General features: G+C 65.8%; 24 protein-coding genes. 16 read left to right on the forward strand and 8 right to left on the reverse strand.

Features of this window, described 5'->3' with window-relative positions; all coding sequences use genetic code 11:
• Positions 1-52 precede the first annotated feature (52 nt).
• Both ABW18_RS00565 and ABW18_RS00570 read left to right on the forward strand, forming a co-directional pair.
• On the forward strand, positions 53-1,546 hold the full coding sequence (locus tag ABW18_RS00565; protein ID WP_049697090.1) for a flavin-containing monooxygenase: 1,494 nt from the start codon (positions 53-55) through the stop codon (positions 1,544-1,546).
• Positions 1,543-2,403 carry an SDR family oxidoreductase gene (locus tag ABW18_RS00570; RefSeq protein WP_049697091.1) on the forward strand — a complete coding sequence of 287 codons (861 nt, stop codon included), beginning with the start codon at positions 1,543-1,545 and terminating at the stop codon, positions 2,401-2,403. Before ABW18_RS00565 ends, ABW18_RS00570 begins: the two co-directional genes overlap by 4 nt.
• Positions 2,404-2,409: 6 nt before the next feature.
• Here ABW18_RS00570 and ABW18_RS00575 read toward each other — a convergent pair whose 3' ends face one another.
• A complete protein-coding gene (locus ABW18_RS00575; RefSeq protein WP_049697092.1) occupies positions 2,410-2,808 on the reverse strand; it encodes a LapA family protein in 399 nt (132 codons plus the stop codon).
• A gap of 30 nt (positions 2,809-2,838) precedes the next feature.
• On the opposite strand from ABW18_RS00575, the gene rlmN reads away from it, so the two are divergent.
• Positions 2,839-3,951, forward strand: a complete 1,113-nt coding sequence (gene rlmN / locus ABW18_RS00580; RefSeq protein WP_049697460.1) for a dual-specificity RNA methyltransferase RlmN — start codon at positions 2,839-2,841, stop codon at positions 3,949-3,951.
• 4 nt (positions 3,952-3,955) lie between these two features.
• Here rlmN and ABW18_RS00585 read toward each other — a convergent pair whose 3' ends face one another.
• Complete coding sequence (locus tag ABW18_RS00585) at positions 3,956-4,228, reverse strand: DUF2631 domain-containing protein (RefSeq protein WP_049697093.1); 273 nt, start codon at positions 4,226-4,228, stop codon at positions 3,956-3,958.
• A gap of 142 nt (positions 4,229-4,370) precedes the next feature.
• Between ABW18_RS00585 and puuE the strand changes: the two genes are divergently transcribed.
• The 6 genes from puuE (at position 4,371) to ABW18_RS00615 (ending at position 11,887) form a co-directional block, all read left to right on the forward strand.
• Entirely contained in the window at positions 4,371-5,336 is a 966-nt protein-coding gene (gene puuE, locus ABW18_RS00590) for an allantoinase PuuE (RefSeq protein ID WP_049697094.1), read from the forward strand.
• A gap of 26 nt (positions 5,337-5,362) precedes the next feature.
• Positions 5,363-6,526, forward strand: coding sequence for a 1-deoxy-D-xylulose-5-phosphate reductoisomerase (dxr, locus tag ABW18_RS00595; RefSeq protein WP_049697095.1), 1,164 nt, complete (start codon positions 5,363-5,365; stop codon positions 6,524-6,526).
• Between the two features lie 55 nt (positions 6,527-6,581).
• Positions 6,582-7,808 (forward strand): M50 family metallopeptidase, encoded by a 1,227-nt coding sequence (locus ABW18_RS00600; RefSeq protein WP_049697096.1) that lies wholly within the window; start codon positions 6,582-6,584, stop codon positions 7,806-7,808.
• 91 nt (positions 7,809-7,899) lie between these two features.
• On the forward strand, positions 7,900-9,084 hold the full coding sequence (ispG, locus tag ABW18_RS00605; RefSeq protein WP_049697097.1) for a flavodoxin-dependent (E)-4-hydroxy-3-methylbut-2-enyl-diphosphate synthase: 1,185 nt from the start codon (positions 7,900-7,902) through the stop codon (positions 9,082-9,084).
• Between the two features lie 81 nt (positions 9,085-9,165).
• Positions 9,166-10,002, forward strand: coding sequence for a GNAT family N-acetyltransferase (locus ABW18_RS00610; protein ID WP_049697098.1), 837 nt, complete (start codon positions 9,166-9,168; stop codon positions 10,000-10,002).
• A gap of 49 nt (positions 10,003-10,051) precedes the next feature.
• A complete protein-coding gene (locus tag ABW18_RS00615; protein WP_049697099.1) occupies positions 10,052-11,887 on the forward strand; it encodes a penicillin-binding transpeptidase domain-containing protein in 1,836 nt (611 codons plus the stop codon).
• A gap of 133 nt (positions 11,888-12,020) precedes the next feature.
• On the opposite strand, the gene ABW18_RS00620 is transcribed toward ABW18_RS00615, so the two are convergent.
• Genes ABW18_RS00620 through ABW18_RS00630 form a run of 3 tightly spaced genes read right to left on the reverse strand, consistent with a single transcriptional unit; the run spans position 12,021 to position 14,898 of the window.
• Entirely contained in the window at positions 12,021-12,815 is a 795-nt protein-coding gene (locus tag ABW18_RS00620; RefSeq protein ID WP_049697461.1) for a heme ABC transporter ATP-binding protein, read from the reverse strand.
• Positions 12,809-13,888, reverse strand: coding sequence for a FecCD family ABC transporter permease (locus ABW18_RS00625; protein ID WP_049697100.1), 1,080 nt, complete (start codon positions 13,886-13,888; stop codon positions 12,809-12,811). Before ABW18_RS00625 ends, ABW18_RS00620 begins: the two co-directional genes overlap by 7 nt.
• Positions 13,885-14,898, reverse strand: coding sequence for a heme/hemin ABC transporter substrate-binding protein (locus ABW18_RS00630; RefSeq protein ID WP_235434252.1), 1,014 nt, complete (start codon positions 14,896-14,898; stop codon positions 13,885-13,887). Before ABW18_RS00630 ends, ABW18_RS00625 begins: the two co-directional genes overlap by 4 nt.
• A 191-nt stretch (positions 14,899-15,089) precedes the next feature.
• Here ABW18_RS00630 and ABW18_RS00635 point away from each other — a divergent pair, with 191 nt between their 5' ends.
• From ABW18_RS00635 to map, 3 genes are read left to right on the forward strand one after another with little or no spacing between them, the layout of a single operon-like run.
• Positions 15,090-15,467, forward strand: coding sequence for a TA system antitoxin ParD family protein (locus ABW18_RS00635; protein WP_049697102.1), 378 nt, complete (start codon positions 15,090-15,092; stop codon positions 15,465-15,467).
• A complete protein-coding gene (locus ABW18_RS00640; protein WP_049697103.1) occupies positions 15,464-16,054 on the forward strand; it encodes an ATPase in 591 nt (196 codons plus the stop codon). Before ABW18_RS00635 ends, ABW18_RS00640 begins: the two co-directional genes overlap by 4 nt.
• The gene (gene map, locus ABW18_RS00645) at positions 16,051-16,914 is read left to right on the forward strand and encodes a type I methionyl aminopeptidase (protein ID WP_049697104.1); all 864 of its coding nucleotides are present in this window, start codon (positions 16,051-16,053) and stop codon (positions 16,912-16,914) included. Before ABW18_RS00640 ends, map begins: the two co-directional genes overlap by 4 nt.
• 3 nt (positions 16,915-16,917) lie before the next feature.
• On the opposite strand, the gene ABW18_RS00650 is transcribed toward map, so the two are convergent.
• Positions 16,918-17,637, reverse strand: a complete 720-nt coding sequence (locus ABW18_RS00650; RefSeq protein ID WP_049697105.1) for an SDR family oxidoreductase — start codon at positions 17,635-17,637, stop codon at positions 16,918-16,920.
• 143 nt (positions 17,638-17,780) lie between these two features.
• On the opposite strand from ABW18_RS00650, the gene ABW18_RS00655 reads away from it, so the two are divergent.
• From ABW18_RS00655 to ABW18_RS00665, 3 genes are all read left to right on the forward strand, one after another.
• Positions 17,781-18,176, forward strand: coding sequence for a winged helix-turn-helix transcriptional regulator (locus ABW18_RS00655; RefSeq protein WP_049697106.1), 396 nt, complete (start codon positions 17,781-17,783; stop codon positions 18,174-18,176).
• Positions 18,177-18,185: 9 nt separating this feature from the next.
• Complete coding sequence (locus ABW18_RS00660; protein WP_049697107.1) at positions 18,186-19,745, forward strand: cobyric acid synthase; 1,560 nt, start codon at positions 18,186-18,188, stop codon at positions 19,743-19,745.
• A 96-nt stretch (positions 19,746-19,841) separates the two neighbouring features.
• Positions 19,842-20,678, forward strand: coding sequence for an alpha/beta fold hydrolase (locus ABW18_RS00665; RefSeq protein WP_083444262.1), 837 nt, complete (start codon positions 19,842-19,844; stop codon positions 20,676-20,678).
• A gap of 39 nt (positions 20,679-20,717) precedes the next feature.
• On the opposite strand, the gene ABW18_RS00670 is transcribed toward ABW18_RS00665, so the two are convergent.
• The gene (locus ABW18_RS00670; RefSeq protein ID WP_049697108.1) at positions 20,718-22,133 is read right to left on the reverse strand and encodes a mycothione reductase; all 1,416 of its coding nucleotides are present in this window, start codon (positions 22,131-22,133) and stop codon (positions 20,718-20,720) included.
• On the reverse strand, positions 22,130-23,164 hold the full coding sequence (locus tag ABW18_RS00675; RefSeq protein ID WP_049697109.1) for an alpha/beta hydrolase: 1,035 nt from the start codon (positions 23,162-23,164) through the stop codon (positions 22,130-22,132). Before ABW18_RS00675 ends, ABW18_RS00670 begins: the two co-directional genes overlap by 4 nt.
• Before the next feature lie 221 nt (positions 23,165-23,385).
• Here ABW18_RS00675 and mqo point away from each other — a divergent pair, with 221 nt between their 5' ends.
• A complete protein-coding gene (mqo, locus tag ABW18_RS00680; RefSeq protein ID WP_049697463.1) occupies positions 23,386-24,918 on the forward strand; it encodes a malate dehydrogenase (quinone) in 1,533 nt (510 codons plus the stop codon).
• The last annotated feature ends 28 nt before the right edge of the window (positions 24,919-24,946 follow it).

The raw sequence follows: 24,946 nt of genomic DNA on the forward strand, positions 1-24,946 counted from the left end.
AGCCCAACAGCACGACCCAACCCTCCACGACCCGGCCCGACGACACTTTCACGTGGCGATCATCGGCGCGGGGTTCGGTGGCATCGGCGCCGCGATTCGCTGCTTGCAGAACGGATTCGACGACCTCGTGGTGTTCGAGCGCGCCGCAGATGTCGGCGGAACGTGGGAGGTCAACACGTACCCCGGTGCGCAGTGCGACATCCCGTCGGCGCTGTACTCGTTCTCGTTCGCCCCGAATCCGGACTGGACACGCCTGTACCCACTGCAGCGTGAGATCCAGGCGTACATCGCCCGGTGCGCTGACGATTTCGGGGTTACCCCTCACGTCCGGTGCGGCCATGACGTCAGCGATGCGTCGTGGGATGACCTCGCTCAGGTCTGGCGTCTGACGGTCAACGGATCGGCATTCACCGCCGATGTTCTCGTCGGCGCGACGGGGCCGTTCAGCGAGCCGTCCCGACCCGACATTCCCGGACTCGACGACTTCGACGGCGATGTCTTCCACTCGGCGCAGTGGGATCACGCGTGGTCCCCCGAAGGTAAGCGGGTTGCCGTCATCGGAACAGGCGCGTCCGCAGTGCAATTCGTTCCCCAGCTGCAGCCGCGGGTGGCTCATCTGACCCTCTTCCAGCGCACGCCCACCTGGATTCTGCCGCATCCTGACCGGCCGATCCCGCAGCGCGTGCGGTCGATGTTTGCTCGGGTGCCCGTCACCCAGCGTGCGCTGCGCGGAGTCTGTTCAATCGTGCAGGAGATGATGGTTCCCGGATTGGTGAGCCATCCCTCATTGCTGAAACCTGCTGCGGCACTCGGCCGGTGGCATCTCCGCCGGCAGGTGGCAGACGACAAGCTCCGGGCAGCCCTGACGCCGACGTATTCCTTCGGGTGCAAGCGGCCGACCTTCTCCAACAGGTACTACCCCGCGCTGGCAGCACCGAATGCCTCGGTGGTCTCCGATCCGATAGTCGGTGTGCGGCCGGCAGGGATCGAGACCGCCGACGGTCGCGTCCACGAGGTCGACACAATCCTCCTCGGTACCGGCTTCAAACTCGCGGCGGGAGAGGGCTTCTCGCGCATTCACGGTGTCGACGGCCGCAGCCTCTCGCAGGTGTGGGGCAACGGCGAGATGAAGGCCTACATGGGAACGAGCGTCGCGGGGTTTCCGAACTTCTTCATGATCCTCGGACCCAACTCGGTGGTCTACACCTCGCAGGTGGTCACCATCGAGGCGCAGGTCGACTACCTGGTCGATGCGCTGAAGGCCATGCGCCGCAGGCGAATCCGCAGTTTTGATGTCACGCAGTCGGCGCAGGATCGGTTCGTGGACGAGGTCGATAAAGGCCTCGAGGACTCCGTGTGGAACACCGGTGGCTGCTCGAGCTATTACCTCAGTCCGTCTGGACGAAACTTCACCTTCTGGCCGGGGTACGTCTTCACCTTCAGGCGCGCGATGAAACACGTGAACTGGGATGACTTCGACGTCCGAACGGGCATTCCGACTCGACCCGCGGCGTCGACGACGACGCAGGAGGTAGTGGTCGGATGAGCAGGACGGACATTCGCGGGTCGGTGGTTCTCGTCACCGGGGCGGCACAGGGGATCGGGCTGCGCACCGCGCGCCTCCTCGTCGACTCTGGTGCACACGTGGTGCTGACCGACGTCGACGCTGCCGCACTGGAATCCGCCAGTGCCGATTTCGCCGACGACGCCATCCTCACGGTGGAAGCTGATGTGCGCGAACTGGATTCGATGGCCGCCGCCGTCGACAAGGCGATCGGCAGGTTCGACCATCTCGATCACGTTGTCGCCAACGCGGGCATCACGCCACCGACGGCAACGCTGCGCGGCGTTGATCCGGTGGCCTTCGACCGCGTCATCGACGTCAACCTGCGCGGCGTGTTCAACACCGTGCGCGCGTGTATGGAGCCGGTGATCGCCGCGCGTGGGCACATGCAGTTGGTTGCCTCGTGCGCTGCGTTCGCTCCCGGGATGGGAGGTTCGGCGTACATGATCACCAAATCGGGGGTGGAACAACTCGGGCGAGCGTTGCGCATCGAACTGTCGGCGTACGGCGCCTCTGCGGGCATCGCGTACTTCGGCATCGTGGAGACGGACATGACGCGGGCGACGCTCGACGACGACCCGATCGGGCGCGAGATCGGCGGGCAACTGCCGTGGCCGCTGAACCGTCGGATCACCGCAGACGACGCCGCCAGAGTCCTGGTCGACGCAATCGCGTCCAGGAGGGGACAGGTTATCGCGCCCCGGCAATGGTCGGTGTACTCGGCGCTTCGAGGACTCATCAATCCGCTGCTCGACGAGAAGCTCACACGCGACGCGTCGATTCATCGGATCGTCAGGCACCTCGACGGCGACGTCGCACCGCGATCGGTGGGTGCGTGAGGGGCACTACTCCGGTGGCGGCTCCGTCGCACTCTTGGCCTTCTTCAATGCACGGTTGAGCTGGAACACGCGTGCGCCTCCCGCCATCGCGACAATCAACGCTCCCGCGATCGCGGCGATCAGCAAGCTGACCCCAACGGGCAGGTTGACCTCCCAGAACAGAACGTCGATCCGCTGCGAGTCGAGGTTCTGGAGGATGAATACCAGCAGCAGGATCGTGATGATCGCCCCGACGACCAGGCCCGTGAACGCTGCGCGAGCGCGCGTGTGCTCGACCTTCTCGATCTTGGTGCGCAACTCCTGCCGTTCGGCGAGCAGTGCCTGATGTTCGGTGGGGTCGACGGTGGGCGTCACGTCGGGTTCGGTCACGTCGTGGTTGGCCCTGCGCTTGTCACCGTGGTTCATACACCCATGATGACATGCGACAATGGATTCATGACGTCATTGCCGCTCGTGTTCACCGCGCCCAAGAAGGGACTGCCGCCGACGCACTTCGCTGATCTCGATGTCGACGGTCGGCGCGCGGTCATCACCGATCTCGGCCTGCCGAAATTCCGCGCAGACCAGTTGGCGCGGCAGTACTACTCACGTCTCAACGGCGACGTCGAGGAGATGACAGACCTCCCGGCGTCGGCACGTCCCGCGGTCGCGGAGGCACTGTTCCCGCAGCTGCTCACACCCGTCCGCCATATCGCCTGCGACGACGGCAGCACACGCAAAACCCTTTGGCGCCTGCACGACGGCACCCTGCTCGAGAGCGTTTTGATGCGCTACAGCGATCGCAACACGCTGTGCATCTCCAGTCAGGCGGGATGCGGAATGGCCTGCCCGTTCTGTGCGACCGGGCAGGGCGGACTCGACCGTAACCTGTCGACCGGTGAGATCGTCGATCAGGTGCGTGTCGCAGCGCGAGCGTTGCGCGACGGCGAGTTCGGCGATGCCGGCAGGCTCTCGAACGTGGTCTTCATGGGCATGGGGGAGCCGCTGGCCAACTACAAGCGCGTCGTCTCCGCGGTCAAGCAGATCACGTCGCCGAGTCCGGAGGGGCTGGGAATCTCGGCTCGCTCGGTGACCGTGTCGACCGTCGGTCTGGCGCCTGCGATCAGACGCCTCGCCGACGAGGGTCTCTCGGTGACACTGGCTGTGTCTTTGCACACTCCCGATGACGAACTGCGCGACACGTTGGTGCCCGTCAACAACCGCTGGTCGGTGCAGGAAGTTCTCGACGCCGCGCGGTATTACGCCGACACCACGGGGCGTCGGGTCTCGATCGAGTACGCCTTGATCCGCGACGTGAACGATCAGCCGTGGCGGGCCGACATGTTGGGCAGCAAGCTACACAAGGCACTCGGGTCCTTGGTGCACGTGAACCTGATTCCGCTCAACCCGACGCCCGGCTCGCAGTGGGATGCGAGCCCGAAGGACGTCGAGCGCGAGTTCGTTCGTCGCGTGCGCGCGCAGGGGGTGTCGTGCACCGTCCGCGACACGCGCGGGCAGGAGATCGCCGCGGCATGCGGCCAGCTCGCTGCCGAGGAGACGAGCGGTTAGCCGCTCAGCTCCACTTCTTCTTCTTGAACATCTTGTAGAGCAGGATGCACGCGAGCGCGACGGCGATGACGATCAGGTAGATGTCCTCGACGTGGCCGACCTGGTTGCCGATCAGCATGAACAGCAGCGCTGCGACGCAGAACCAGCCGGCGGCATACATCGACTTCGTCGCGGTGCCGTGCCAGCCGAATCGTGCCGACGGTGCATCCTCGGGCTCGTGCCTCCAGCCGGTGTCGATCTGCTTGTGCTGCTCGTGCTCGACCTCGGTGCTTGCCACGGTGGCTCCTCACTGCGAAACGACTGACACTTCTGCCCAACTACAGATGTCCGACGACGATCAGTAGTAGTTCACGATGAGCATAGCGGCCGCGTCGTCGCCCCGTCGCACGGCCACGCGCGATGTAGGAGAGAATGCCGCCATGCTCCCGACGACACGTTCGCTGAACGATTACCGCACAGAGGCATACCCCCGCGACATGATCGGATACGGACGCACCACCCCCGATCCGCAGTGGCCGGGTGACGCGAAAATCGCGGTGCAGTTCGTCCTCAACTACGAAGAGGGCAGCGAGAACAACGTCCTCGAGAACGACCGCGGCAGCGAGACCTTTCTGTCCGAGATGGTTGGCGCGCAGTCATTTCCGAATCGGCACATGAGCATGGAGTCGCTCTACGAGTACGGCTCCCGTGCGGGGGTGTGGCGCATCCTGCGTACGTTCTCTCGACGCGAATTGCCGTTGACGATCTTCGCCGTCGCGCAGGCGATGGCGCGCAATCCCGAGGTTGCGGCGGCATTCGTCGAGCGCGGCGACGAAATCGCGTGTCACGGATATCGCTGGCTGAACTATCAGATGGTCGACGAGCACGTCGAGCGCGAGCACATGCGTGCGGCGATCGAGCTGCTGACCGAGATCACCGGGTCGCGACCGCTCGGTTGGTACACCGGCAGAGACTCGCCGAAGACTCGCGATCTGGTCGTCGAGTACGGGGGATTCGCCTACGACTCCGACAGTTACGCCGACGATCTGCCGTACTGGGTCAAGGTGCCGAGGCGCACCGACGGGGCGATCGAGGACGTCGACCATCTCGTCGTGCCCTACACGATGGACACCAACGACATGCGGTTCGCGTCGCCCGGCGGCTTTCCCTCGGGTGAACAGTTCTACGCACAGCTGCGTGACGCATTCGACGTGCTCTATCGCGAGGGACTCGAGGGTGCACCGAAGATGCTGTCGGTCGGCCTGCACTGTCGGGTCGTCGGACGTCCGTCCCGGTTGGCGGCGCTCGAGCGATTCCTCGACCACGTGCAGTCGCACGACGGCGTCTGGATACCTCGACGCATCGAGATCGCCGAACACTGGCGCAAGGTCCACCCGCCTGCCTGAGTTGCCCGGTGAGCGACAATGGTCGGGTGAGCACACGTGTACTGATTCTCGGCTCGACCGGCTCGATCGGGGTTCAGGCCCTCGAGGTGATCGCCGAGCATCCCGAGCGATTCGAGGTGGTCGGACTCGGCGCAGGCGGCGGCAACCTCGACCTTCTGGCGCAGCAGGCGCGGTCGACCGGCCTGACAGCGGATCGCGTCGCGGTCGCCGACTCGGGCGCGGCGGAAAAACTCGCGGCCGAACTGGGCGACGGAGTCCTCGGCGGGGCGGAGGCGATGTGCAGGCTCGTCGAGAGCGTCGACGCCGATGTGGTGCTCAACGCGATCGTCGGATCGATCGGGCTGCGGCCGAGTCTCGCCACGTTGGAATCCGGCGCTCGGCTGGCGCTCGCGAACAAGGAGTCGCTGGTCGCGGGCGGGTCAATGGTCCTCGACGCCGCGTCGCCGGGGCAGATCGTCCCCGTCGACTCGGAGCACTCGGCGATCGCGCAGTGCCTGCGGGCGGGTACGGCCGAGGAGGTGTCGCGGCTGGTGCTGACCGCATCCGGTGGACCCTTCCGGGGGTGGACACGCGAGCAACTCGTCGACGTCACGCCCGAGCAGGCGGGTAAGCATCCGACCTGGTCGATGGGTCCGCTGATCACGCTGAACTCCGCGACGCTGGTCAACAAGGCCCTCGAGGTGATCGAGGCCCACCTGCTGTTCGACGTCGACTACGACCGGATCGACGTGACGGTGCACCCGCAGTCGATCGTGCATTCGATGGTGACCTTCGTCGACGGCGCGACGATCGCCAAGGCATCCCCGCCGTCGATGAAACTTCCGATCGCGCTGGCACTCGGCTGGCCCGACCGCGTTCCGGGCTCGTCGATTCCCTGTGACTTCTCGACGGCGTCGTCGTGGACGTTCGAACCGGTCGACAACGCCGTGTTCCCCGCGATCGAGCTCGCCCGGGAGGCCGGTCGCGCGGGCGGAAGCCTCACCGCGGTGTACAACGCCGCAAACGAGGCGGCCGCCGACGGGTTCTTCGCTGGACGCATCGGCTTTCCGCGCATCGTCGAGATCATCGCCGATGTGCTCGCCGTCGCAGATGAATGGCGTGCGCAGCCAGGTAGTGTGGAGGAGATCCTTGCCGCCGACGCATGGGCACGAGAGCGCGCTGCGCAGTTCGTCGCACACGCCTCTGCGTGATAGGGACACCAGCCCGCAGAGCTTGCTGCGGGGACGTCGAATTGGAGTTGAGTACGTGAGTTTCGCGATCGGCGTCGTGCTGTTTGCGGTTGCACTGGTGCTGTCGGTCGCCTGGCACGAATGCGGTCACATGTGGGCCGCGCAGGCCACGGGCATGAAGGTCCGACGCTACTTCGTCGGATTCGGCCCGACGCTGTGGTCGACCAAGCGTGGCGAAACCGAATACGGCATCAAGTTGATTCCCGCTGGCGGTTTCTGCGACATCGCGGGCATGACCCCCTACGACGAACTCGCCGACGACGAGCGTGACCGTGCCATGTACCGCCAGAAACCGTGGAAGCGGTTCGTGGTGCTGCTCGCGGGTCCTGCGCAGAACATCCTGCTCGGCCTGGTGCTCGTGTTCATCGTGGCGATCGCGTTCGGCCTGCCCAAGATCGGCCCCGATGCCAACAACGCACCTGTCTACGTCGACAAAGCGACGTGCGTGGCCCCGAGTACCGACGCCAAGGGCGAGCCGGTGGCCTGTTCGGGACCGAGTCCCGCCGCGCAGGCAGGGCTGCGCTCGGGCGATCAGGTCGTCGCGATCAACGGGCATCGTGTCGACAACAACGCCGACCTGATCATGACCACGTGGAAGACCTCCGGCACCGCACAGCTCGAGGTCTTGCGCGATGGCAAGACCCTGACGCTCGACGTGCCCGTCGCCCAGGTGCAGCGGATGCAGAGGGCCGACGACGGGTCGCTGAAGCCGATCACGGTCGGGGCCATCGGTGTGCAGCTCAATACGCCTCCGGAGCCGATCAATCACTACAACGTTGCGACGGCGGTACCGGGAACGTTCTCGTTCACCGGGCAGCTACTCGTCGAGACGTTCAAGGCGTTGGTCTCGCTGCCGTCGAAGGTCAGCGGGCTGTGGGCCGCAGTGACCGGTGGCGAACGCGCAACCGATTCGCCGGTGAGCGTTTATGGCGCGTCGGTGATGGGCGGGCAGACGGTCGAGCGCGGGCAGTGGAGCGTCTTCCTGCTGCTGCTCATCAGCGTCAACCTGTTCCTCGGGCTGTTCAATTTGGTCCCGCTACTACCCTTGGATGGTGGGCACATGGCGATCGTCGGCTACGAGAAGGGCCGCGACACCGTGCGCCGGTGGTTCGGCAAGGCGCCAGGGGGCGTCGTCGACTACTACAAACTGATGCCGATCACCTACGCGGTGGTCATCGTGATGGCGGGGTTCATGGTTCTGACCTTGACCGCCGACATCGTCAACCCGATCAAGATCTTCTGATGCGCGGCCCCGTCAGCCCAGATACGACGGCCGCGAGCGGCCCGGATTCGACGGCCGCGCAGACAACCGAATCCGCTTCGAGGAGTACGAGATGAACGCACCTGCCACGAGTGGGGCCACCGCCATCGGCCTCGGTATGCCCGCGGGTCCTCCGCCGGTACTGGCGCCGCGTCGCAAAACCCGTCAGATCCACGTCGGGTCGGTGGGCGTCGGCAGCGACTACCCGGTGTCGGTGCAGTCGATGACCACCACGAAGACGCACGACATCAACGCGACGTTGCAGCAGATCGCCGAACTGACGGCGTCGGGATGCGACATCGTCCGGGTGGCGTGTCCCCGCCAGGAGGATGCCGAGGCGCTGCCGATCATCGCGAAGAAGTCGAAGATCCCGGTGATCGCCGACATCCACTTCCAGCCGAAGTACATCTTCGCTGCGATCGACGCCGGTTGCGCGGCGGTCCGTGTGAATCCCGGCAACATCAAGGAGTTCGACGGCCGCGTCAAGGAAGTCGCGAAGGCGGCGGGCGACGCGGGTATCCCGATCCGGATCGGTGTCAACGCGGGGTCGTTGGACAAGCGCATCATGCAGAAGTACGGCAAGGCGACGCCCGAGGCGTTGGTCGAGTCGGCGCTGTGGGAGGCGGGGCTGTTCGAGGAGCACGGCTTCGGCGACATCAAGATCTCGGTCAAGCACAACGACCCGGTCATCATGGTCGAGGCATACCGGCAGCTGGCCGCGCAGTGTGACTATCCGCTGCACCTCGGTGTGACCGAGGCGGGTCCGGCATTCCAGGGGACGATCAAGTCGTCGGTGGCGTTCGGTTCGCTGCTCAGTCAGGGCATCGGCGACACCATCCGGGTGTCGTTGTCGGCACCGCCCGCCGAGGAGATCAAGGTGGGCGACGCGATCCTGCAGTCGCTCAATTTGCGCCCACGCAAGCTCGAAATCGTGTCGTGCCCCTCGTGCGGGCGCGCGCAGGTCGACGTCTACAAGTTGGCCGACGCCGTGACCGCCGGGCTCGAGGGTATGGAGGTTCCGCTGCGTGTTGCCGTGATGGGCTGCGTCGTGAACGGTCCCGGAGAGGCTCGCGAAGCCGACCTCGGCGTCGCCTCGGGCAACGGCAAGGGCCAGATCTTCGTCAAGGGCGAGGTCATCAAAACGGTGCCCGAAGCCGAAATCGTGGAGACGCTGATCGAAGAAGCGCTGCGGATTGCGGAGGAATCGGGAGAAACTGGTGATGGAGCGGTGGGATCACCCACCGTGACTGTTTCCTGACGACAGTCCGCACCCCGGTTTCGTTGACACGTGGTGTCGGTAAGTCGTCGGAAGAGGTACCAGGGTCGATGGAGGAATGACGTGCTGAGGCTGTTGGGCGACAAGCCGCTCGGCGCACGCGACGCCCCCGTGGTGGCGCGCGTCCTCAATGCCGACCCGGTCGCCTGTTGCATGGTCGCAGCCCGTTTCGAGACGCACGGTATCGACCCGCGGCTGCTGGGCGGCGAACTGTGGACCGCCGACGATCCTGCCACGTCACTGTGCTTCTCCGGCGCCAATCTCATCCCGCTGATCGGTACGAGCGCCGACATGAACTACTTTGCCGAGCGCGCCCTGTCGAGTTCGCGAGTCTGTTCGTCGATCGTCGGCGACTCTGATCACGTCCTCGCCATGTGGGATCGGCTGTGCCCCGCATGGGGTCCTGCTCGTGAGGTCCGCCCGGCGCAGCCGCTGCTCGCGCTGTCGGGACCGCCCCTTGTCGCACCCGATCCGGGCGTGCGTCTGGTGACTCTCGACGATCTCGACGTCTATCTGCCCGCTGCCGTCGAGATGTTCATCGGCGAGGTCGGGGTCGACCCCTGTGCGGGCGATGGTGGCCGGTCGTATCGTCGACGTCTGGCCGCGCTGATCTCGGCGCAGCGAGTGTTCGCACGATTCGACGGCGCAGCGGTGGTGTTCAAAGCCGAGATCGGTTCTCTCTCACGCCGAGTCGGCCAGATCCAGGGAGTCTGGGTCGATCCGACGCGGCGCGGACAGGGATTCGGTGCGGGTGGCACTGCCGCGGTCGCCGCGGCAGTGCAGGCACAGGGCCGGATCCCGAGTCTGTATGTGAACAGCTTCAACCTTCCCGCACGGTCGGTCTATCAGCGGATCGGATTCACCGAGGTGGGCACCTTCGCGACCGTCCTCGTCGACTAGGGCGAGCCTCCCCGGCGGGTGGTCTTCGCGGGCTTATCATCGGCTACCGATGGTGCTTCTGAGACGTCACGTCACTTCCCTGATTCCCGTGGCGATCAGTGCTGCGCTCATCGTCGGGGCCACTGCGTGCACCTCGGCTGACGACGGTCCGCGTCAGGCCGCACAGCACTTTCTCGCGGAGTTCGGCAAACGAGATGTCGACGCCGCCGCGGCGCTGACCGACAATCCCAATCAGGCTTCGCAGGGACTCGAGGGCGCGTGGTCGGGGTTGGGTGCCACGTCGATGACCGCAGAGGCCGGTCGTGCCGACATCAACGGCGACACGGCCGATATCGACGTCACCTATCGCTGGAAGTTGCCCCGCGGCCGCGAATGGAGCTACCCGGCGACGGTCAAGATGGGGCGGAGCGATTCCGGCTGGTCGGTGCGCTGGACGTCGACCGATGTGCACCCGGATCTCGGTGCCAATCAACGCTTGTCGATGCGAATCGTCGAGGCGCCGCGGGCGACGGTCAACGAGGCCGACGGCTCGCAGGTGATGGTCAACGGCACGGTCGTCGGGGTCAACTTCGACGCGAAGAAGGCGGCGGAGGAGGGGTCGGTCGCCGATTCGGTGACCCGACTGACCGCGGCACTCAACGCGACCGGAATGTCGCTCGACGCGCAGAAGATTGCCGAGGATTCCACCGCCACGGACGGCGAGTATCCGATCACGCGTCTCAGCCAAGCCCAGTTCGACCGTCTGCGTGATCAATTGGCGATTCCCGGCGTCGTCACCAACGAGCAGGCCGAGCTTGTCGCCAAGGATCCGGATTTCGCACCCGCGCTGCTGTCTCAGGTCAAGAAGGTCGTCGACAGTGAGGTCGACGGACACGTCGGGTGGCGCGTCGTGACAGTCAACCCCAACGGACTCGACGCGGACGTCCTCACCGACCATGCGGCGACGCCTGCGCCGTCGATCTCGTTGAGTCTGTCGCGAGCCGTCCAAGAGGCTGCGCAGCGAGCAGTCAACGCCACCAACCGTTTTCAGATTGCGATGGTCGTGGTCCAACCGTCGACCGGACGCATCCTGGGAGTGGCGCAGAACCAGTCGGCAGATGCGAGCGGACCGATCGCCACCACCGGCCTGTACCCGCCCGGTTCGACGTTCAAGATGGTCACCGCGGCCACGGCGATCAGGCGTGATCTGGCGCAACCGGATTCGCTCGTGCCGTGTCCCGGTGAAATCGAGATCGGGCCGCGAACCATCCCGAATTACGACCGATTCTCGCTCGGCACCGTGTCGATGCTGAAAGCCTTCGCGTCGTCGTGTAACACGACGTTCGCTCATCTCGCCAGCATGATGGGGCCGTCGGATCTTGCCAACACTGCAGCGGCGATGGGCGTGGGGGAGCAGTACGAGATCCCCGGCCTCGACGCGGTGTCGGGGTCTGTTCCGATCGCCAACGAGCTCGTGGCCCGCAGCGAGGACGGGTTCGGTCAGGGCAAGGTGCTGGTCAGCCCTCTCGGGTTGAGCCTGGTGGCGGCGACCGTTGCCAACAACGGCAAACGTCCTGTCCCGCAACTCATCCTCGGCAAGCCCACCACGGTGACCGGTCCGACGCCCGCGCTGGAACCCGGCGTCGTGGACAAGCTGCGCCCCATGATGCGTGCGGTCGTCACCGAGGGAACCGGCACCACGATCGCCGAGCAGGGCGAGATCTACGGCAAGACCGGTGAGGCCGAATTCGACGGCGGATCGCACGCCTGGTTCGCCGGCTACCGCGGCGACCTCGCCTTCGCGACGCTCGTCGTCCGCGGCGCCGACTCGAACAACGCCGTCGCGGTGACCCGCGACTTCTTCAACTTTCTGCCGCCGGGCTATGCGACGGCCACCCGCCCCTAGACGCGCTACCCACTCGGCACGCTGGAGCGCCCACTCGGCACGCTGGAGCGCCCAGTCGACACGCTCGAGCGCACGCTCGACGCTGCGCGGCCGTCGAGTGGGCGCTTCTGAACGTCGAGTGGGTACCTCATGCTCAGCGTCGCCGCGGGATGATCACCGGTTGGCCGGTCTCGGGGTGGTCCCAGATCTCGACGGGGTGGTCGTAGGTCTCCGACAGTCGGTCCGCGGTCATCACCTCGCGCACCGAGCCGACGGCCAGCAGGTGGCCCTCCTTCATCAGGGCGACGCGGTCGGCGTAGGCGGCGGCGAGCGAAAGGTCGTGGACCACAAGCAGAATGGCTGCGCCGTTGTCGCGGTGGTTGCGCAAGATGTCGAGGACGCCCTCTTGGTGGTGGATGTCGAGGGCCGCGGTCGGTTCGTCGAGAAGCATGATCGGGGTCGACTGCGCGAGTGCGCGACCCAGCGAGACGCGTGCCTGCTGGCCTCCGGAGAGTTGTCCGAAGGGGCGCTCGGCGATCTCGTCGAGATGGCACAGCCGCATCGACTCGGCGATGATCCGCGGTGACTCGGCGGCCTGCGGAGTGCGCAGCCACGGATACCGACCCATCTCGACGACCTCGGCGACTGTGAACGGCGTATCCGGACGATTCTGCTGGGTCACCAGCGAGCGTGCCCGCGCCAGATCCCGTGCGTGCATTCCGGAAATGTCGACGCCGCCGACACTCACGCGGCCCGCCTGCGGAGTTCGGAGACCCGCCATCACCGACAGCAGCGTCGACTTTCCGCATCCGTTGGGGCCGACCAGCACGACGAGTTCGCCGGGTGCGACCTCCAGCGTGACGTCGCGGACCACGGTTCGCCCGCCGAGTTCGACCTCGATGTGCTCCCCGAGCAGCCCGGCCGTTGTCGGGGTGTCAGCGCTCACCAGCCGGCTCCGGCGTTTCGACTGCGGCGTAGGAGCAGGAAGAAGACCGGTCCGCCGACGATTGAGGTGAACAATCCGAGCGGCAGGCTCGCGGGAGGCATGACGGTCCGTGCTGCGAGATCGGCGGCGGCGAGCACCAGTGCGCCGCCGATGACGCTGGTCGGCAACAGGATCGAATGTCGGGGTCCGACGATGAGCCGCATGAGGTGCGGCACGATCAGTCCGACGAACATCACGATGCCGGTGAATGCGACGGCTGCCGCGGTGAGGATGGCCACCAGGACGATGACCTGCCGACGCACCACCTCGACGTTCACGCCCAGCGACGCGGCCTGCACCTCGCCGAGAGCGAGCAGATCGAGCTTGTGCACCAACAGAAACGACGCCGCGACGGCCGCCACGACGAGCGGCAGCGCCACCCACACCGGTCCCCAGCCGATGCCTTCGAGTGAACCGAGTTGCCAGAACACGATCTGCTCGCGGGCTGTCGTCGACGCGATGAACGTGAGGTAGGCGATGATGCCGAGAGCGAAGGCGTTGACGGCGATCCCGGTGAGCACCAACATGATCGGCGACGACGAGCCGTCGCGCAGCGAGAGCACGTACACCGCTGCGGAGGTGGCGAGCGCGAAGACGAACGCGACAGCGGCCAGTGCCCACCCGTTCACTCCGACGCCGCCGACGACGATCATCAGCGCCGCGCCGACGGCGGCACCCGACGACACTCCGACGACGCCGGGTTCGGCGAGGGGATTGGCCAGGACGCCCTGCATGAGACACCCGCCCGCACCGAGCGCGGCGCCGACGATGAGGCCCATGACAATCCGGGGGAAGCGAACGTTCCACAGTGTGTACTCGCCGATGTCGGCCGGAAGCGGTCCGATCGACAGGTGGAGGTGGTGTGCGAGGCTGCCGAGGACTTCGACGGGTGACACACTGACCTGCCCGACGGCCGCCGAGGTGATCACCACCAGAACGGTCAACACCAGGAGCGCCACGATCACGACGACGCCGGACACGCGGCCGCCGTGGGTTGTGAGGTGTCGCGATCGCGACGGTGAGGTCTGCAGGGTCATACGTAGATGGCCCGGGCGAGTGCGCCGAGCACCTTCCCGGTGTCGGGTCCGAACGAGAGCATCTCGGTTTCGTCCATCTGGACCACACGACGCGCTTTGCCCGCACTGGTCTGCGAGACACCGGGGAGCGCGAGGACGCCGTCGAGCCCGCCGACCGAGTCGGCGCCCTGGGTCATCACGAGGATCACATCGGGGTTCGCGCTGAGCAGTGCTTCGGTGGTGACCTGGGTGAACCCGGGCTTGAGCCCTGACGCGGTTCCGGCGTCGGTGCCGCCGAGCGCTGCGATCAGATCATCGGCCCCCGATTGCGGTCCGGACATGAGCACCAGTCGTGGGCCGCGGATATAGAGAAACGCCATGCGCGGATTGCCCGACGGATTGGGCACCGCTGCTCGGGCGTCGGCGATCTCCTTCTCGGTCCGTGTCACGAGTTGCTCGCCGGCCTGCCGAACACCGAGGGCTGCGGCAACGTCGCGGATGAGGGCGGGAGTGGTGGCAATCGTTCTGGTTGAGGTGAACGCCACCACCGGGATACCGGAGTTTCGAATCTGATCGACTGCGCCGGGCGGTGTCGTGTCCTCGTCGACGAGCACCACCGTGGGGTTCAGCGCGAGTACCGCCTCGGCGCTGAGCGTGTGTCCGTTGGTCGTGACGAGTGGGAGCCTCGACGCTGACGGGAAGGTCGTCGACCTATCGCGGCCGACCACCCGCGATCCCAGCCCAAGCGAGAACACGGTGTTGGACAGCGTTCCGTTGCGATCGATCGCGATGATGCGGCTGGTGTCGGTGACCGTCACCTTGCCGTGTCCGACGGAGTCGACCGTCGCGGGCAATGTGATGGTCGGTGTCGCGGTGACCGGCACGACGTCGGAGTCGGGAAGTGTCGCCGTCGACGGTCCGTTGCGTAGGTGTGCGGTCGCGGCAACCGAACTGCTCGTCGACTGTTGGATGGGTGCGGTGCTACAGCCCGCGACGAGCGCGGCCAGCGCTCCCAGCAACACCGCGAGCACCCGTGAAGACCTCAATCGCCCGCGACCTCCCGCTTTCCCCGACATGCCATCTGTGCCACCTGGGGCAATGCGTCGGCTTAGTCTCACCTTAGTCGTCGCATCGGCAGAGACGTCCGAGGGATCTGGCTCTCGTCCGGCTCTGGCCGTAGCAGATTGCTACACTGGGTTGAGGTTCGTGGTCAGGAGGAGTCATGACGAACGTTGCCGACAAGGTAACTCGCTTCTCGTCGGAGCTTGTCGACGCCGCGGCGTCGGAGGGCCGACGCGAACAGCGCTCTGCGCGACAGCAACTCGAGCACTGGGTGCGGGTCGGTCGTGAGGTGTCCGACCAGCGGCAGGTCGCCCGACGTCGTGTCGAAGCCGCGCTCGCCGGACGGCTCCCGCTCGGTGATCTGTCGATCGAGGAGGGGGCGGTGTTCAACGCAGAGATCGCCGCATCCCTCGAAGAGTCGCTCGCCACCGGCAATCACGTCGCCGATCGTGCGGCTCGTGGTCTCGCGACGGTGGCACTCGACGACCAGGGACGCGTCGTGAAGCATCTGCCTGACGGTACGCAGATCGTTCTGTGAAGCGGCTCGACCTCGTCGTCGGGCCCAACGGTTCTGGTAAGACGACGTTCGTCGAGCAGCGCCTCGCGCCGCTACTGCCCGGCAGCGTGTTCGTGAACGCCGACGTGATCGCCCGCGATCGCTGGCCCGAGGCTCCCGAGGCGCACTCCTACGAGGCAGCCCGCATCGCCTCGACGATCCGCGAGACGCTGATCGAGCAGGGCGAGTCCTTCGTCGCCGAGACCGTGTTCTCCCACCCGTCGAAGCTGCACCTGATCACCCGCGCGCGACGATCGGGCTACGTCGTGGTCCTCCACGTCGTGCTCGTACCAGTCGAACTCTCGGTGGCGCGTGTCGCCGAACGGGTCGTCGAAGGCGGGCATTTCGTGCCGGAGGACAAGATCCGCGGCAGGTATGCGCGTCTGTGGGCTCTGGTGTCCGCCGCGATCGGCATGGTCGATCACGCGACGGTGTATGACAACTCGGCTCCCGACGTCACGCGGATCGTCGCACGCTTTGTCGACGGCGACCACGCGGGCACGGCGCAGTGGCCGTCGTGGGCGCCCCACGAACTGATCGAGATCACGGAGCCTAGTCTGGAGGTATGACCGTGCGCACTGCTCTTCGACCAGGAAAGCCGACACCCATCCGTCAGGTGCCCGACTCCATCGAGCGCCCTGAATATGTGTGGAAGCCGACCGTCAACGAGGGCCACGAGCCGTGGGTGCAGAGCCCCGAGGTCATCGAGAAGGTGCGCGTGGCGTCGAAGATCGCCGCCAACGCGCTCGCCGAGGCCGGTAAGGCCGTGGCTCCCGGTGTGACCACCGACGAACTCGACCGTATTGCACACGAGTACATGATCGACCACGGTGCATACCCATCGACGTTGGGCTACAAAGACTTTCCCAAGTCATGCTGCACGTCGCTCAACGAGGTCATCTGTCACGGAATCCCCGATTCGACGGTCATCGAAGACGGCGACATCGTGAACATCGACGTGACCGCGTACATCGACGGCGCGCACGGCGACACCAATGCGACGTTCCTGGCGGGCGATGTCTCGCAGGAGGTGCGGGATCTGGTGGAGCGCACCAGAATCGCCACCGAACGAGCGATCAAGGCGGTCAAGCCCGGTCGCGAGCTCAACGTCATCGGACGGGTGATCGAGGCGTACGCGAACAGGTTCGGCTACACCGTCGTTCGCGATTTCACCGGGCATGGGATCGGCGAGACCTTCCATAACGGGCTCGTCGTGCTGCACTATGACCAGCCCAACGTCGAGACCGTGATCGAACCCGGCATGGTGTTCACGATCGAACCGATGATCAACCTCGGCGGGCTGCCCTGGGAGATGTGGGACGACGGCTGGACCGTCGTCACGGCAGACAAGAAGTGGACGGCGCAGTTCGAGCACACACTCGTCGTCACCGACGACGGCGCCGAGGTTCTGACGATTCCCGACGCGTAGCGATCACGCGCTGCGTGCCCCGCCTTCGACGTGGATGGTCTCCCCGGACACGAATCCCGCGGTGAGCAGCCATTCGGCAGCGTCGACGATGTCGTCGACGGCGCCGACTCGCCCGGCGAGGTTGCCGCCCGCGACACCGTCGAAGAACGCGCTTCGGTCGGCCTCGGGCATCGCGTCCCAGGTTCCGGAGTCGATGATTCCGGGCGAGATCGCGTTCACGCGAATGGGTTTCAGTTCATCGGCCAGATGGCTGACCGCGAACGAGACCGCCCCGTTCGTGATGCCCATGACCGAGTAGCCCGGCGCAGGCTTCCATGCGGCGACGCCCGAGAACAGGGTGATCGATCCGCTCGGTGGCAGCTTCGGTGCGAAGTGCTTGGCCAGCAGCATCGGCCCGATCACTTTGGCGTCGAACGCCTTGACTGTCGCATCGTGGTCGAGTTCGGCCACGGGCACATTGTGATGTGCCGCAGCGGTACTCACGATGTGGTCGACGGCCCCGAGTTCCGCAGCGGCCGCAGCGATCGACTGCTCGTCGGTGACGTCTATCGCGATCCCGCGCCCATCACGGAGTTCGGCGGCCGCCTTCTCCGCGGAATCGATGTCGCGCGCGCCGATGATCACCGACGCTCCGGCGGCGTCGGCTCGGCGTGCGATCGCCAGCCCGAGATTCTTGGCACCTCCGACGACGAGGACGGTGGTTCCGGACAGGTGTGCGCTCATGGCGTGGTCCCTTCAGATCGGTAAGCTGAACACCGACCACGGTATGGATTTGATACCGGTATCTTCAACGAAATCGTCGACGACCAGCGCAGATCGAGGCGTCTAGCGGTGCCGGGAGCGCGAATTGCGGTGAGAGGAAAGAGATGGCCAAGGCGTACGACGTGATGGCGGCGACGTGTCCGAGTCGGGTTGTGCTGCACCGGATCGGGGCGCGGTGGACGGTGTTCGTCATCACCGCGCTCTCCGACGGCCCGATGCGCTTCAGCGCGCTCAAGGCGCATATCGAGGGCATCACCCCGAAGGTGTTGACGGAGACGCTGCGGGCCCTGCACTACGACGGACTCGTCGACCGCCTCGACCTCGGTGGGCAGCCGCCGCACGTGGAGTATCAACTCACCGATCTCGGTCGGTCATTGTTGGTGCCGCTGGCCGCGGTGCGGGCGTGGGCGGAGGATCACGTACCCGACGTCGAGGACGCGCATCGACGCTTCGACGACGGCGATCTCGCTCCGACGCGTGCCGATGGAGCACCCCGATAGGGTGAGCCGGTGACGGAGTTACGCGGAGCGCTTCTCGTCGGGGGTACGAGTTCTGACGCGGGTAAGAGCCTCGTCGTCGCCGGATTGTGTCGGGCGCTCGCGCGCGAAGGTGTGCGGGTCGCGCCGTTCAAGGCGCAGAACATGTCCAACAATTCGGTCGTCACGCTCGATGGCGGTGAGATCGGTCGTGCGCAGGCGTTACAGGCCACAGCGTGCGGACTCGCACCGTCGACACGATTCAACCCGGTGCTGCTGAAACCGGGCAGTGACCGACGTTCGCACGTCGTGGTCCGCGGCCGACCTGCCGGCGATGTGGGTGCGCGGGACTACCTCACCCGACGTGCGGAGCTGCGCGAGGTGGTCGCCGACGAACTCGCCTCTCTGCGTGCAGAATTCGACGTCGTCATCTGCGAAGGCGCAGGATCGGTCGCCGAGATCAACCTCCGCGCCTCCGACATCGCCAACATGGGCCTGGCGCGATCGGCAGGCCTTCCGGTGATCCTCGTCTCCGATATCGACCGCGGCGGATCGCTCGCGCACCTCTTCGGCACCACCGCGATCCTCGATTCCGCCGACCAGGCGTTGGTCGCCGGGTACGTGATCAACAAGTTCCGCGGTGATCAGACGATCCTCGACCCCGGCCTGCACACCCTCGGCGCGCTGACCGGTCGCCCGACCCTCGGCGTGCTGCCGTATGTCGACGACCTATGGATCGACGCCGAGGATTCGCTGGCCGCGCCGGTGGGGCGCAGGGTCGGCCCGCCGGAAGCCGCCGGTGCGTTCAGAACAGGCCAGGCCGCGTCCGAGCGGCTGTCGGTGGCAGCCATCCGGTTGCCACGTATCTCGAACTCGACCGACGTCGAGGCACTCGCGTGCGAGCCGGGTGTCGATGTCACCTGGGTCGCCGATCCGACGTCGGTACGCACCGCAGACCTGGTCGTCGTGCCGGGAACGCGTGCAACCGTGGCCGATCTCGCGTGGATTCGTGAACGCGGCCTCGACGTCGCGTTGACCGAACGCGCGGCGCGGCACGGCGCGATCCTCGGTATCTGCGGTGGCTTCCAGATGTTGGGCAGACGGATCGTCGACTCGGTCGAATCCTCTGGTGGGGCCGTTGTCGACGGTCTCGGTCTGCTCGACGTCGACGTGCGATTCGAGCCGGAGAAGGTGCTGCGCACGACGACCGGCGTCGTCGACAAAGTCGAGGTCACCGGGTACGAGATCCACCACGGCAGGGTCGTCGACTCGTCGGAAGCGTCGTGGATCGACGACGACGAGCAGGGTCCGGAGGGTGCCCGCCGGGACGCGATAAGGGGCACGCACTGGCACGGACTGCTGGCGTCGAACGAGTTCAGACGCCGTTACCTGCGTGAGGTCGCTGCCGTCGCGGGTAAACACTTTGAACCGGCAGGTGACACCGACGTCGCCGCGATCCGGGGCAGGCAACTCGATCTGATGGCAGACCTGGTGACAGCACACCTCGACATGGCCGCGATCTGCGACATCATCGGCAGCGGCGCACCGCGACGGGCGCCGACAATAGCCCACTACCTGGGCGGGAACCGGTGAGTGGTTGCCGACACATCGGTGAGTAGTGAGATTTGCAACCTGTGACCCGGCTCAACCCGCTGATTCAGCGGCGATCCCGCCGCTAGGGTTGGTGGAGTGGAAACTGAGCGGCGCGAGATCACAGTCGGCGACCTGACCTTCGACGTTCGCGTCGGCGGTCCTGACCGCGGCCCCTGGGTGCTGCTGTTGCACGGGTTCCCGGTGAACAGCTCCTGCTACGACGACGTCGCCGACCGCCTGCACGAGTCCGGTCTGCGCACCATCCAGGTCGACCAGCGCGGCTACAGCCCGGGGGCGCGTCCCGAGGGGGTCGAGGCCTACCGGCTCGAGGCACTCGTCGACGACGCACTCGGCGTACTCGATGCGCTCGACGTGCCGTACGCGATTCTCGTCGGTCACGACTGGGGCGGAATCGTCGCCTGGCACCTCGCAGGTAAGCACCCCGACCGGTTCACCGGCCTGGTTGTGGCGAGCACTGGCCATCCGTCGGCGATGCGTGATGCGATCAAAGACCCGGACGCCGTCGACGATCAGCGCGAGAAGTCGGCGTACATCAAGGATTTCATCGCCGAGGGTGCCGAGGAGATGCTCCTGGCGCGCGACGGGGTGCTGCTGCGTCGCGCAGGTGTGACGGCCGAGGAATTGGCTCCGCTGCGCGAACCGGGGGCGTTGACGGCAGGACTCAACTGGTACCGCGCCAACTTCACCGGCGACGTCGCCGCAACCCTCTCCTGCCCACCGATCGAAATCCCCACCACCCTGGTGTGGAGCGACGGCGACACCGCGCTCGGCCGGGCGCAGGCCGAGGGGAGTGGCCGCTACGTCTACGGCGACTACCGGTTCTGTGAACTGTCCGGCATCGACCACTGGATTCCGCAGAAGGCCGCGAAGGAGTTGGCCAGCGAGATCTCGCTGCGCTCGGCTGTGTTCTGAGCGGGACGCCGCGCGGTCAGGATTGCACAGACACGGCGCTCAGAACTCCAACCCGAGCAGAGCGTTCTCCAGAACCTCCGGCATGGCCGGGTGAATCCAGTACTGACCGCGCGCCATCTCTTCGACGCCGAGGCCGAAGCTCATCGCCTGGATTGCAGGCTGAATCAACGTCGGTGCCTGCGGGCCGATGATGTGGACTCCGAGTAGTCGGTGGGTCTCCCGGTCGGCGATGACCTTGCATGCGCCGGTCGTGTCCTCCATCGCCCAGCCGTAAGCGACGTCGCCGAACTCCTGCACCTTGACCGCGATGTTGTGGCCGCCGTCGCGCGCTTTGAACTCGGTCAAGCCCACCGCAGCGACCTGCGGGTGGGTGAACACCGCAGCGGGCACGACGTCGTGCTGGAAGGTGTCGAGATCGGGTGCGTCCCAACCCTTGAGCAGATTGGCGGCCACCACGCGCTCCTCGTGATTGGCCACGTGCTTGAGCTGGAACGGCGAACTCACGTCGCCGAGTGCCCACACTCCACGCGCACCGGTGCGGCCGTGGGAATCCACCTCGACGCGGCCGTCGTCGGTCAGGTCGAGGCCGATCGTGTCGATGCCGAGGCGGTCTCCGTTGGATACGCGCCCGGTCGCCACGAGCAGGACGTCGGCTTCGACGATCTCGTCGTCGCCGAGGGTGAGTCGGACCCCACCGTCTGCAAGATTCTCGGCGGAGACCAGGTCGCGCTCGAGCCGCACGTCCCACTTGCCGCTCGCGATGTCGGTGAACCGCGTGGACAATTCGGTGTCGAGCTTGCGGAGCAGCCGCGGACCGCGCGCCAGAATCGTGACCTGTGTGCCGAGTGAGCCGAAGACGTGTGCGAATTCGGCTGCGATGTAACCACTTCCGAGGATGATCATGCGGCGCGGAAGGTCGGGGAGTCGCATCACGTCGTTGTTGGTGTGATAGGTCACGCCCGATTCGGTGATGCCTTCCGGTATCACCGGGCGTGAACCCGCTGCGATCACCACCTCGCGGGCGAGCACAAGGGCGTCGGCGGTGACGAGCCGGTAGAGCCCGTCGTCGTCGCGTCCGTCGAATTCGACGTGGGAGGCGTAGACGGTGATGTTGTCGCATTCGAGTTCGCGGTACTGCAGGCCGCCGGTCGAGATGGGATCGATCCGGCCGAACACCCTGTCGCGAATCGCGGGCCAGTCGACGCCGTCGACCCGGGAATGAACGCCGAAACGGTCACCGTCGGAGGCGATGTCGGCGACCTCGGCCGGATAGACGAACATCTTCGTCGGGATGCAGCCGACATTCAGGCAGGTCCCGCCGTAGATGCCCTCTTCGAAGATGGCGATCTGCTTGTCGGCGAAGCGGTCGTCGGGAATCGAGTTGCCGCTGCCGCTTCCGATGATCGCGAGATCGACTGTCTGCGTAGCGGATCGGGTGTCGGAAGTTGCGGTCATGATGCGCTCCTTGCTGGCGACGGGTCGACGACGGTGTCGAGCCACCGATCGACCTCGGAGTATGCCTGTGTGCGCGCCGACTCGACGGACAGGAATACGTCGTGGCGTGCACCGGCGATGGGCGCGATCGTGACGTGACCGCCAAGACTGCCGCTCCACCGCGCGATCTGCGTGACGTCGAGTACGACATCGGCTGCGTCGACCGCAGGCGAGTAACTCTTGGCGAACTTCGTTGCGTCCGAGCGCAACACGAGTGTCGGAACCCCCACATCGATGCCGTGATGAAGGTGGCGCTGGCCCGAGCGGACCGCGTTGAGGAATCCGAACGTAACCGGAAAGCCGCCGAGTGGCTTCTTCGTGAGGTCGTAGGCCCACTCTCCGTGGGAGTCGACGTGCAGGCTCTCGCCGTAGGCCGCGGAGAGTTCGCGGGTGAGCGTCTCGAAGGGGCGCACGGCCGCAAGGCCTTTGACGACCATCGTCACCGGATACGAGCGCAGCACGGGCTTGCCCTGCAGGTCGAGCCACGGGCTGTTGAGCAGAAGCCCCGACACACGCGCGTGGCGCTCCGGCGATGCGGTGCGTAGACGATCGAGCCACAGCGGGGTGATCAATCCACCCGTCGAGTGGGCGGCGATCAGTACCGGTGTGTCGGCGGTGAAGTCGTCGGCGATGGCATCGAGTGCGAGCCCGAGCTCGAGATCGTAGGCAGCGAGGTCGCGGACGAAATGGGGCGTCTGCCCGTCGAGCAGCGAACGTCCACATTTGCGTAGATCCAGTGCGTAGAACGCGTACCCGCGGTCGTGGAAGTGATCGGCGAGGGGCTCGTGAAAGAAGTAGTCGGTGAATCCGTGGACGTAGAGCACCGCGCCATTAATTGCGGCCGCTGGTGCGGTGGGTTTGCGAACCAGGGTTGCGGTGATCGGGTCCTCGCCATCCGGGTCGGGGCCGAGGTCGAAGGTCCGCACCTCGTAGTGGTCGAGGAAGCCGTCGGGTTGCCAACCGGAATCGCGGTCAGTGGGATCATCTTGCACCGAGGAGGTCGACTGCTGACTAGTCGACTCTGGGGACACAGTCACGATTTCCACTGTAAAGGCGCATCCGAGGTAGGCACGCAAGTGTCATCCGGCCCACACTTCTCGGAGGCGATTCGGGCGGCTACACACTCATGGGGAACAATGGTCGACGTGGACGAAGATTCGTCCTCCGCAACACAAGACAGTGTTGTCGAGTGGAGTCTGAAGTGGGGTCCGAGTTGTCTGAATCGGTGATCAAGACGGACGTTGCGCTCGTGGGTGCAGGCATCATGAGTGCCACCCTCGGTGCGCTGCTGCGGCAGGTGCAGCCTGATTGGACCATCAGCCTCTTCGAACGGCTCGATGCCGCGGCCGCGGAGAGCAGTGACCCGTGGAACAACGCGGGCACCGGCCATTCGGCGTTGTGCGAGCTCAACTACACACCGAAGACCGCGGATGGTGGCGTCGACACCACCAAGGCGATCGCCATCAATGAGCAGTTCCAGGTCTCTCGACAGTTCTGGGCATACGCGGTCGACAACGACATCATCTCCCGCCCCTCGGAGTTCATCAATCCGATTCCACACGTCAGCTTCACCCACGGTGACGCGGGCGTCGACTACCTCCGCAAGCGCTACGACGCGCTCTCGAAAGAAGTTCTCTTCGAGGGCATGGAGTACATCACCGATCCGAGCGAATTCAGTGCGCGTCTCCCGCTGATGTCGCAGGGACGTGACTTCTCCGACCCGGTCGCGTTGAACTGGTTCACCGAGGGCACCGACGTCGACTTCGGTTCGCTCACCCAGAAGCTCCTCAATTTCGTGGGCAAGGGTGGCGACATCTACTTCGGTCACTCCGTGACCAACCTGGACAAGCAGTCCGACGGAAGCTGGATCGTCAAGGTGCGCAACGTCCGTACCGGCGAGAAGTGGACCGTCCACGCCAAGTTCGTGTTCGTCGGCGCGGGCGGCGGTGCGCTGCACCTGCTGCAGAAGTCCGGCATCAAGGAAGCCAAGGGCTTCGGCGGATTCCCGGTCTCGGGCGAGTTCTTCCGCTGCAACAACCCCGAGCTCATCGAGGAGCACCACGCCAAGGTGTACGGCCAGGCTGCCGTCGGCGCGCCGCCGATGTCGGTGCCACACCTCGACACCCGTGTCATCAATCATCGACAGGGCCTGCTGTTCGGTCCGTACGCCGGATGGTCGCCGAAGTTCCTCAAGAGCGGAAAGATGACGGACCTGCTGAGCACGGTCAAGCCCGGAAACGTGCTGCCCATGCTCTCCATCGCACCGCAGGAGTTCGGTCTGCTCAAGTACCTCATCGGCGAACTCGCCGCGAGTCCCGCCGACCGCGTCGACACCCTGCGCGAGTTCGTTCCGCGCGCCTTGGGCGAGGACTGGGAGCTGATCACCGCGGGTCAGCGCGTGCAGGTCATCCGTAAGAACAAAGACGGTGTCGGCGGAAAGCTCGAGTTCGGCACGGCGGTCGTCGCCGCCGGAGACGGCACACTCGCAGGCCTCCTCGGAGCGTCACCCGGTGCGTCGACGGCAGTTCCGGCGATGCTCTCGGTTCTCGAACAGTGCTTCCCGGCCGACTTCGAGCGCTGGACGCCGAAGCTGACCGAGATGATTCCGTCGTTCGGCAAGAAGCTCTCCGACAACGCCGACCTGTTCCACCAGGTCTGGGATTGGACCAGCAACAGTCTCGAACTGCGTCGCAACACCGTCGACGCTCCGGCCGACGCCGACGTCGAGCCCGCACCGGCAGGCTGAGTTGTGACGTGCGTGCTGTCGGTGTGAT

The organism is Gordonia jacobaea (genome assembly GCF_001186365.1).
GTDB lineage: Bacteria > Actinomycetota > Actinomycetes > Mycobacteriales > Mycobacteriaceae > Gordonia > Gordonia jacobaea.

What these genes read in the sequence shown, in the direction of transcription:
- ABW18_RS00655 (WP_049697106.1), top strand. Translation starts at nt 17,781, where the DNA reads ATGGCCAAGGCGTACGACGTGATGGCGGCGACGTGTCCGAGTCGGGTT.
- ABW18_RS00670 (WP_049697108.1), bottom strand. Translation starts at nt 22,133, where the DNA reads ATGACCGCAACTTCCGACACCCGATCCGCTACGCAGACAGTCGATCTC.
- ABW18_RS00650 (WP_049697105.1), bottom strand. Translation starts at nt 17,637, where the DNA reads ATGAGCGCACACCTGTCCGGAACCACCGTCCTCGTCGTCGGAGGTGCC.
- ispG (WP_049697097.1), top strand. Translation starts at nt 7,900, where the DNA reads ATGAACGCACCTGCCACGAGTGGGGCCACCGCCATCGGCCTCGGTATG.
- ABW18_RS00615 (WP_049697099.1), top strand. Translation starts at nt 10,052, where the DNA reads ATGGTGCTTCTGAGACGTCACGTCACTTCCCTGATTCCCGTGGCGATC.
- map (WP_049697104.1), top strand. Translation starts at nt 16,051, where the DNA reads ATGACCGTGCGCACTGCTCTTCGACCAGGAAAGCCGACACCCATCCGT.
- ABW18_RS00570 (WP_049697091.1), top strand. Translation starts at nt 1,543, where the DNA reads ATGAGCAGGACGGACATTCGCGGGTCGGTGGTTCTCGTCACCGGGGCG.
- ABW18_RS00625 (WP_049697100.1), bottom strand. Translation starts at nt 13,888, where the DNA reads ATGACCCTGCAGACCTCACCGTCGCGATCGCGACACCTCACAACCCAC.
- puuE (WP_049697094.1), top strand. Translation starts at nt 4,371, where the DNA reads ATGCTCCCGACGACACGTTCGCTGAACGATTACCGCACAGAGGCATAC.
- ABW18_RS00575 (WP_049697092.1), bottom strand. Translation starts at nt 2,808, where the DNA reads ATGAACCACGGTGACAAGCGCAGGGCCAACCACGACGTGACCGAACCC.
- rlmN (WP_049697460.1), top strand. Translation starts at nt 2,839, where the DNA reads ATGACGTCATTGCCGCTCGTGTTCACCGCGCCCAAGAAGGGACTGCCG.
- ABW18_RS00635 (WP_049697102.1), top strand. Translation starts at nt 15,090, where the DNA reads ATGACGAACGTTGCCGACAAGGTAACTCGCTTCTCGTCGGAGCTTGTC.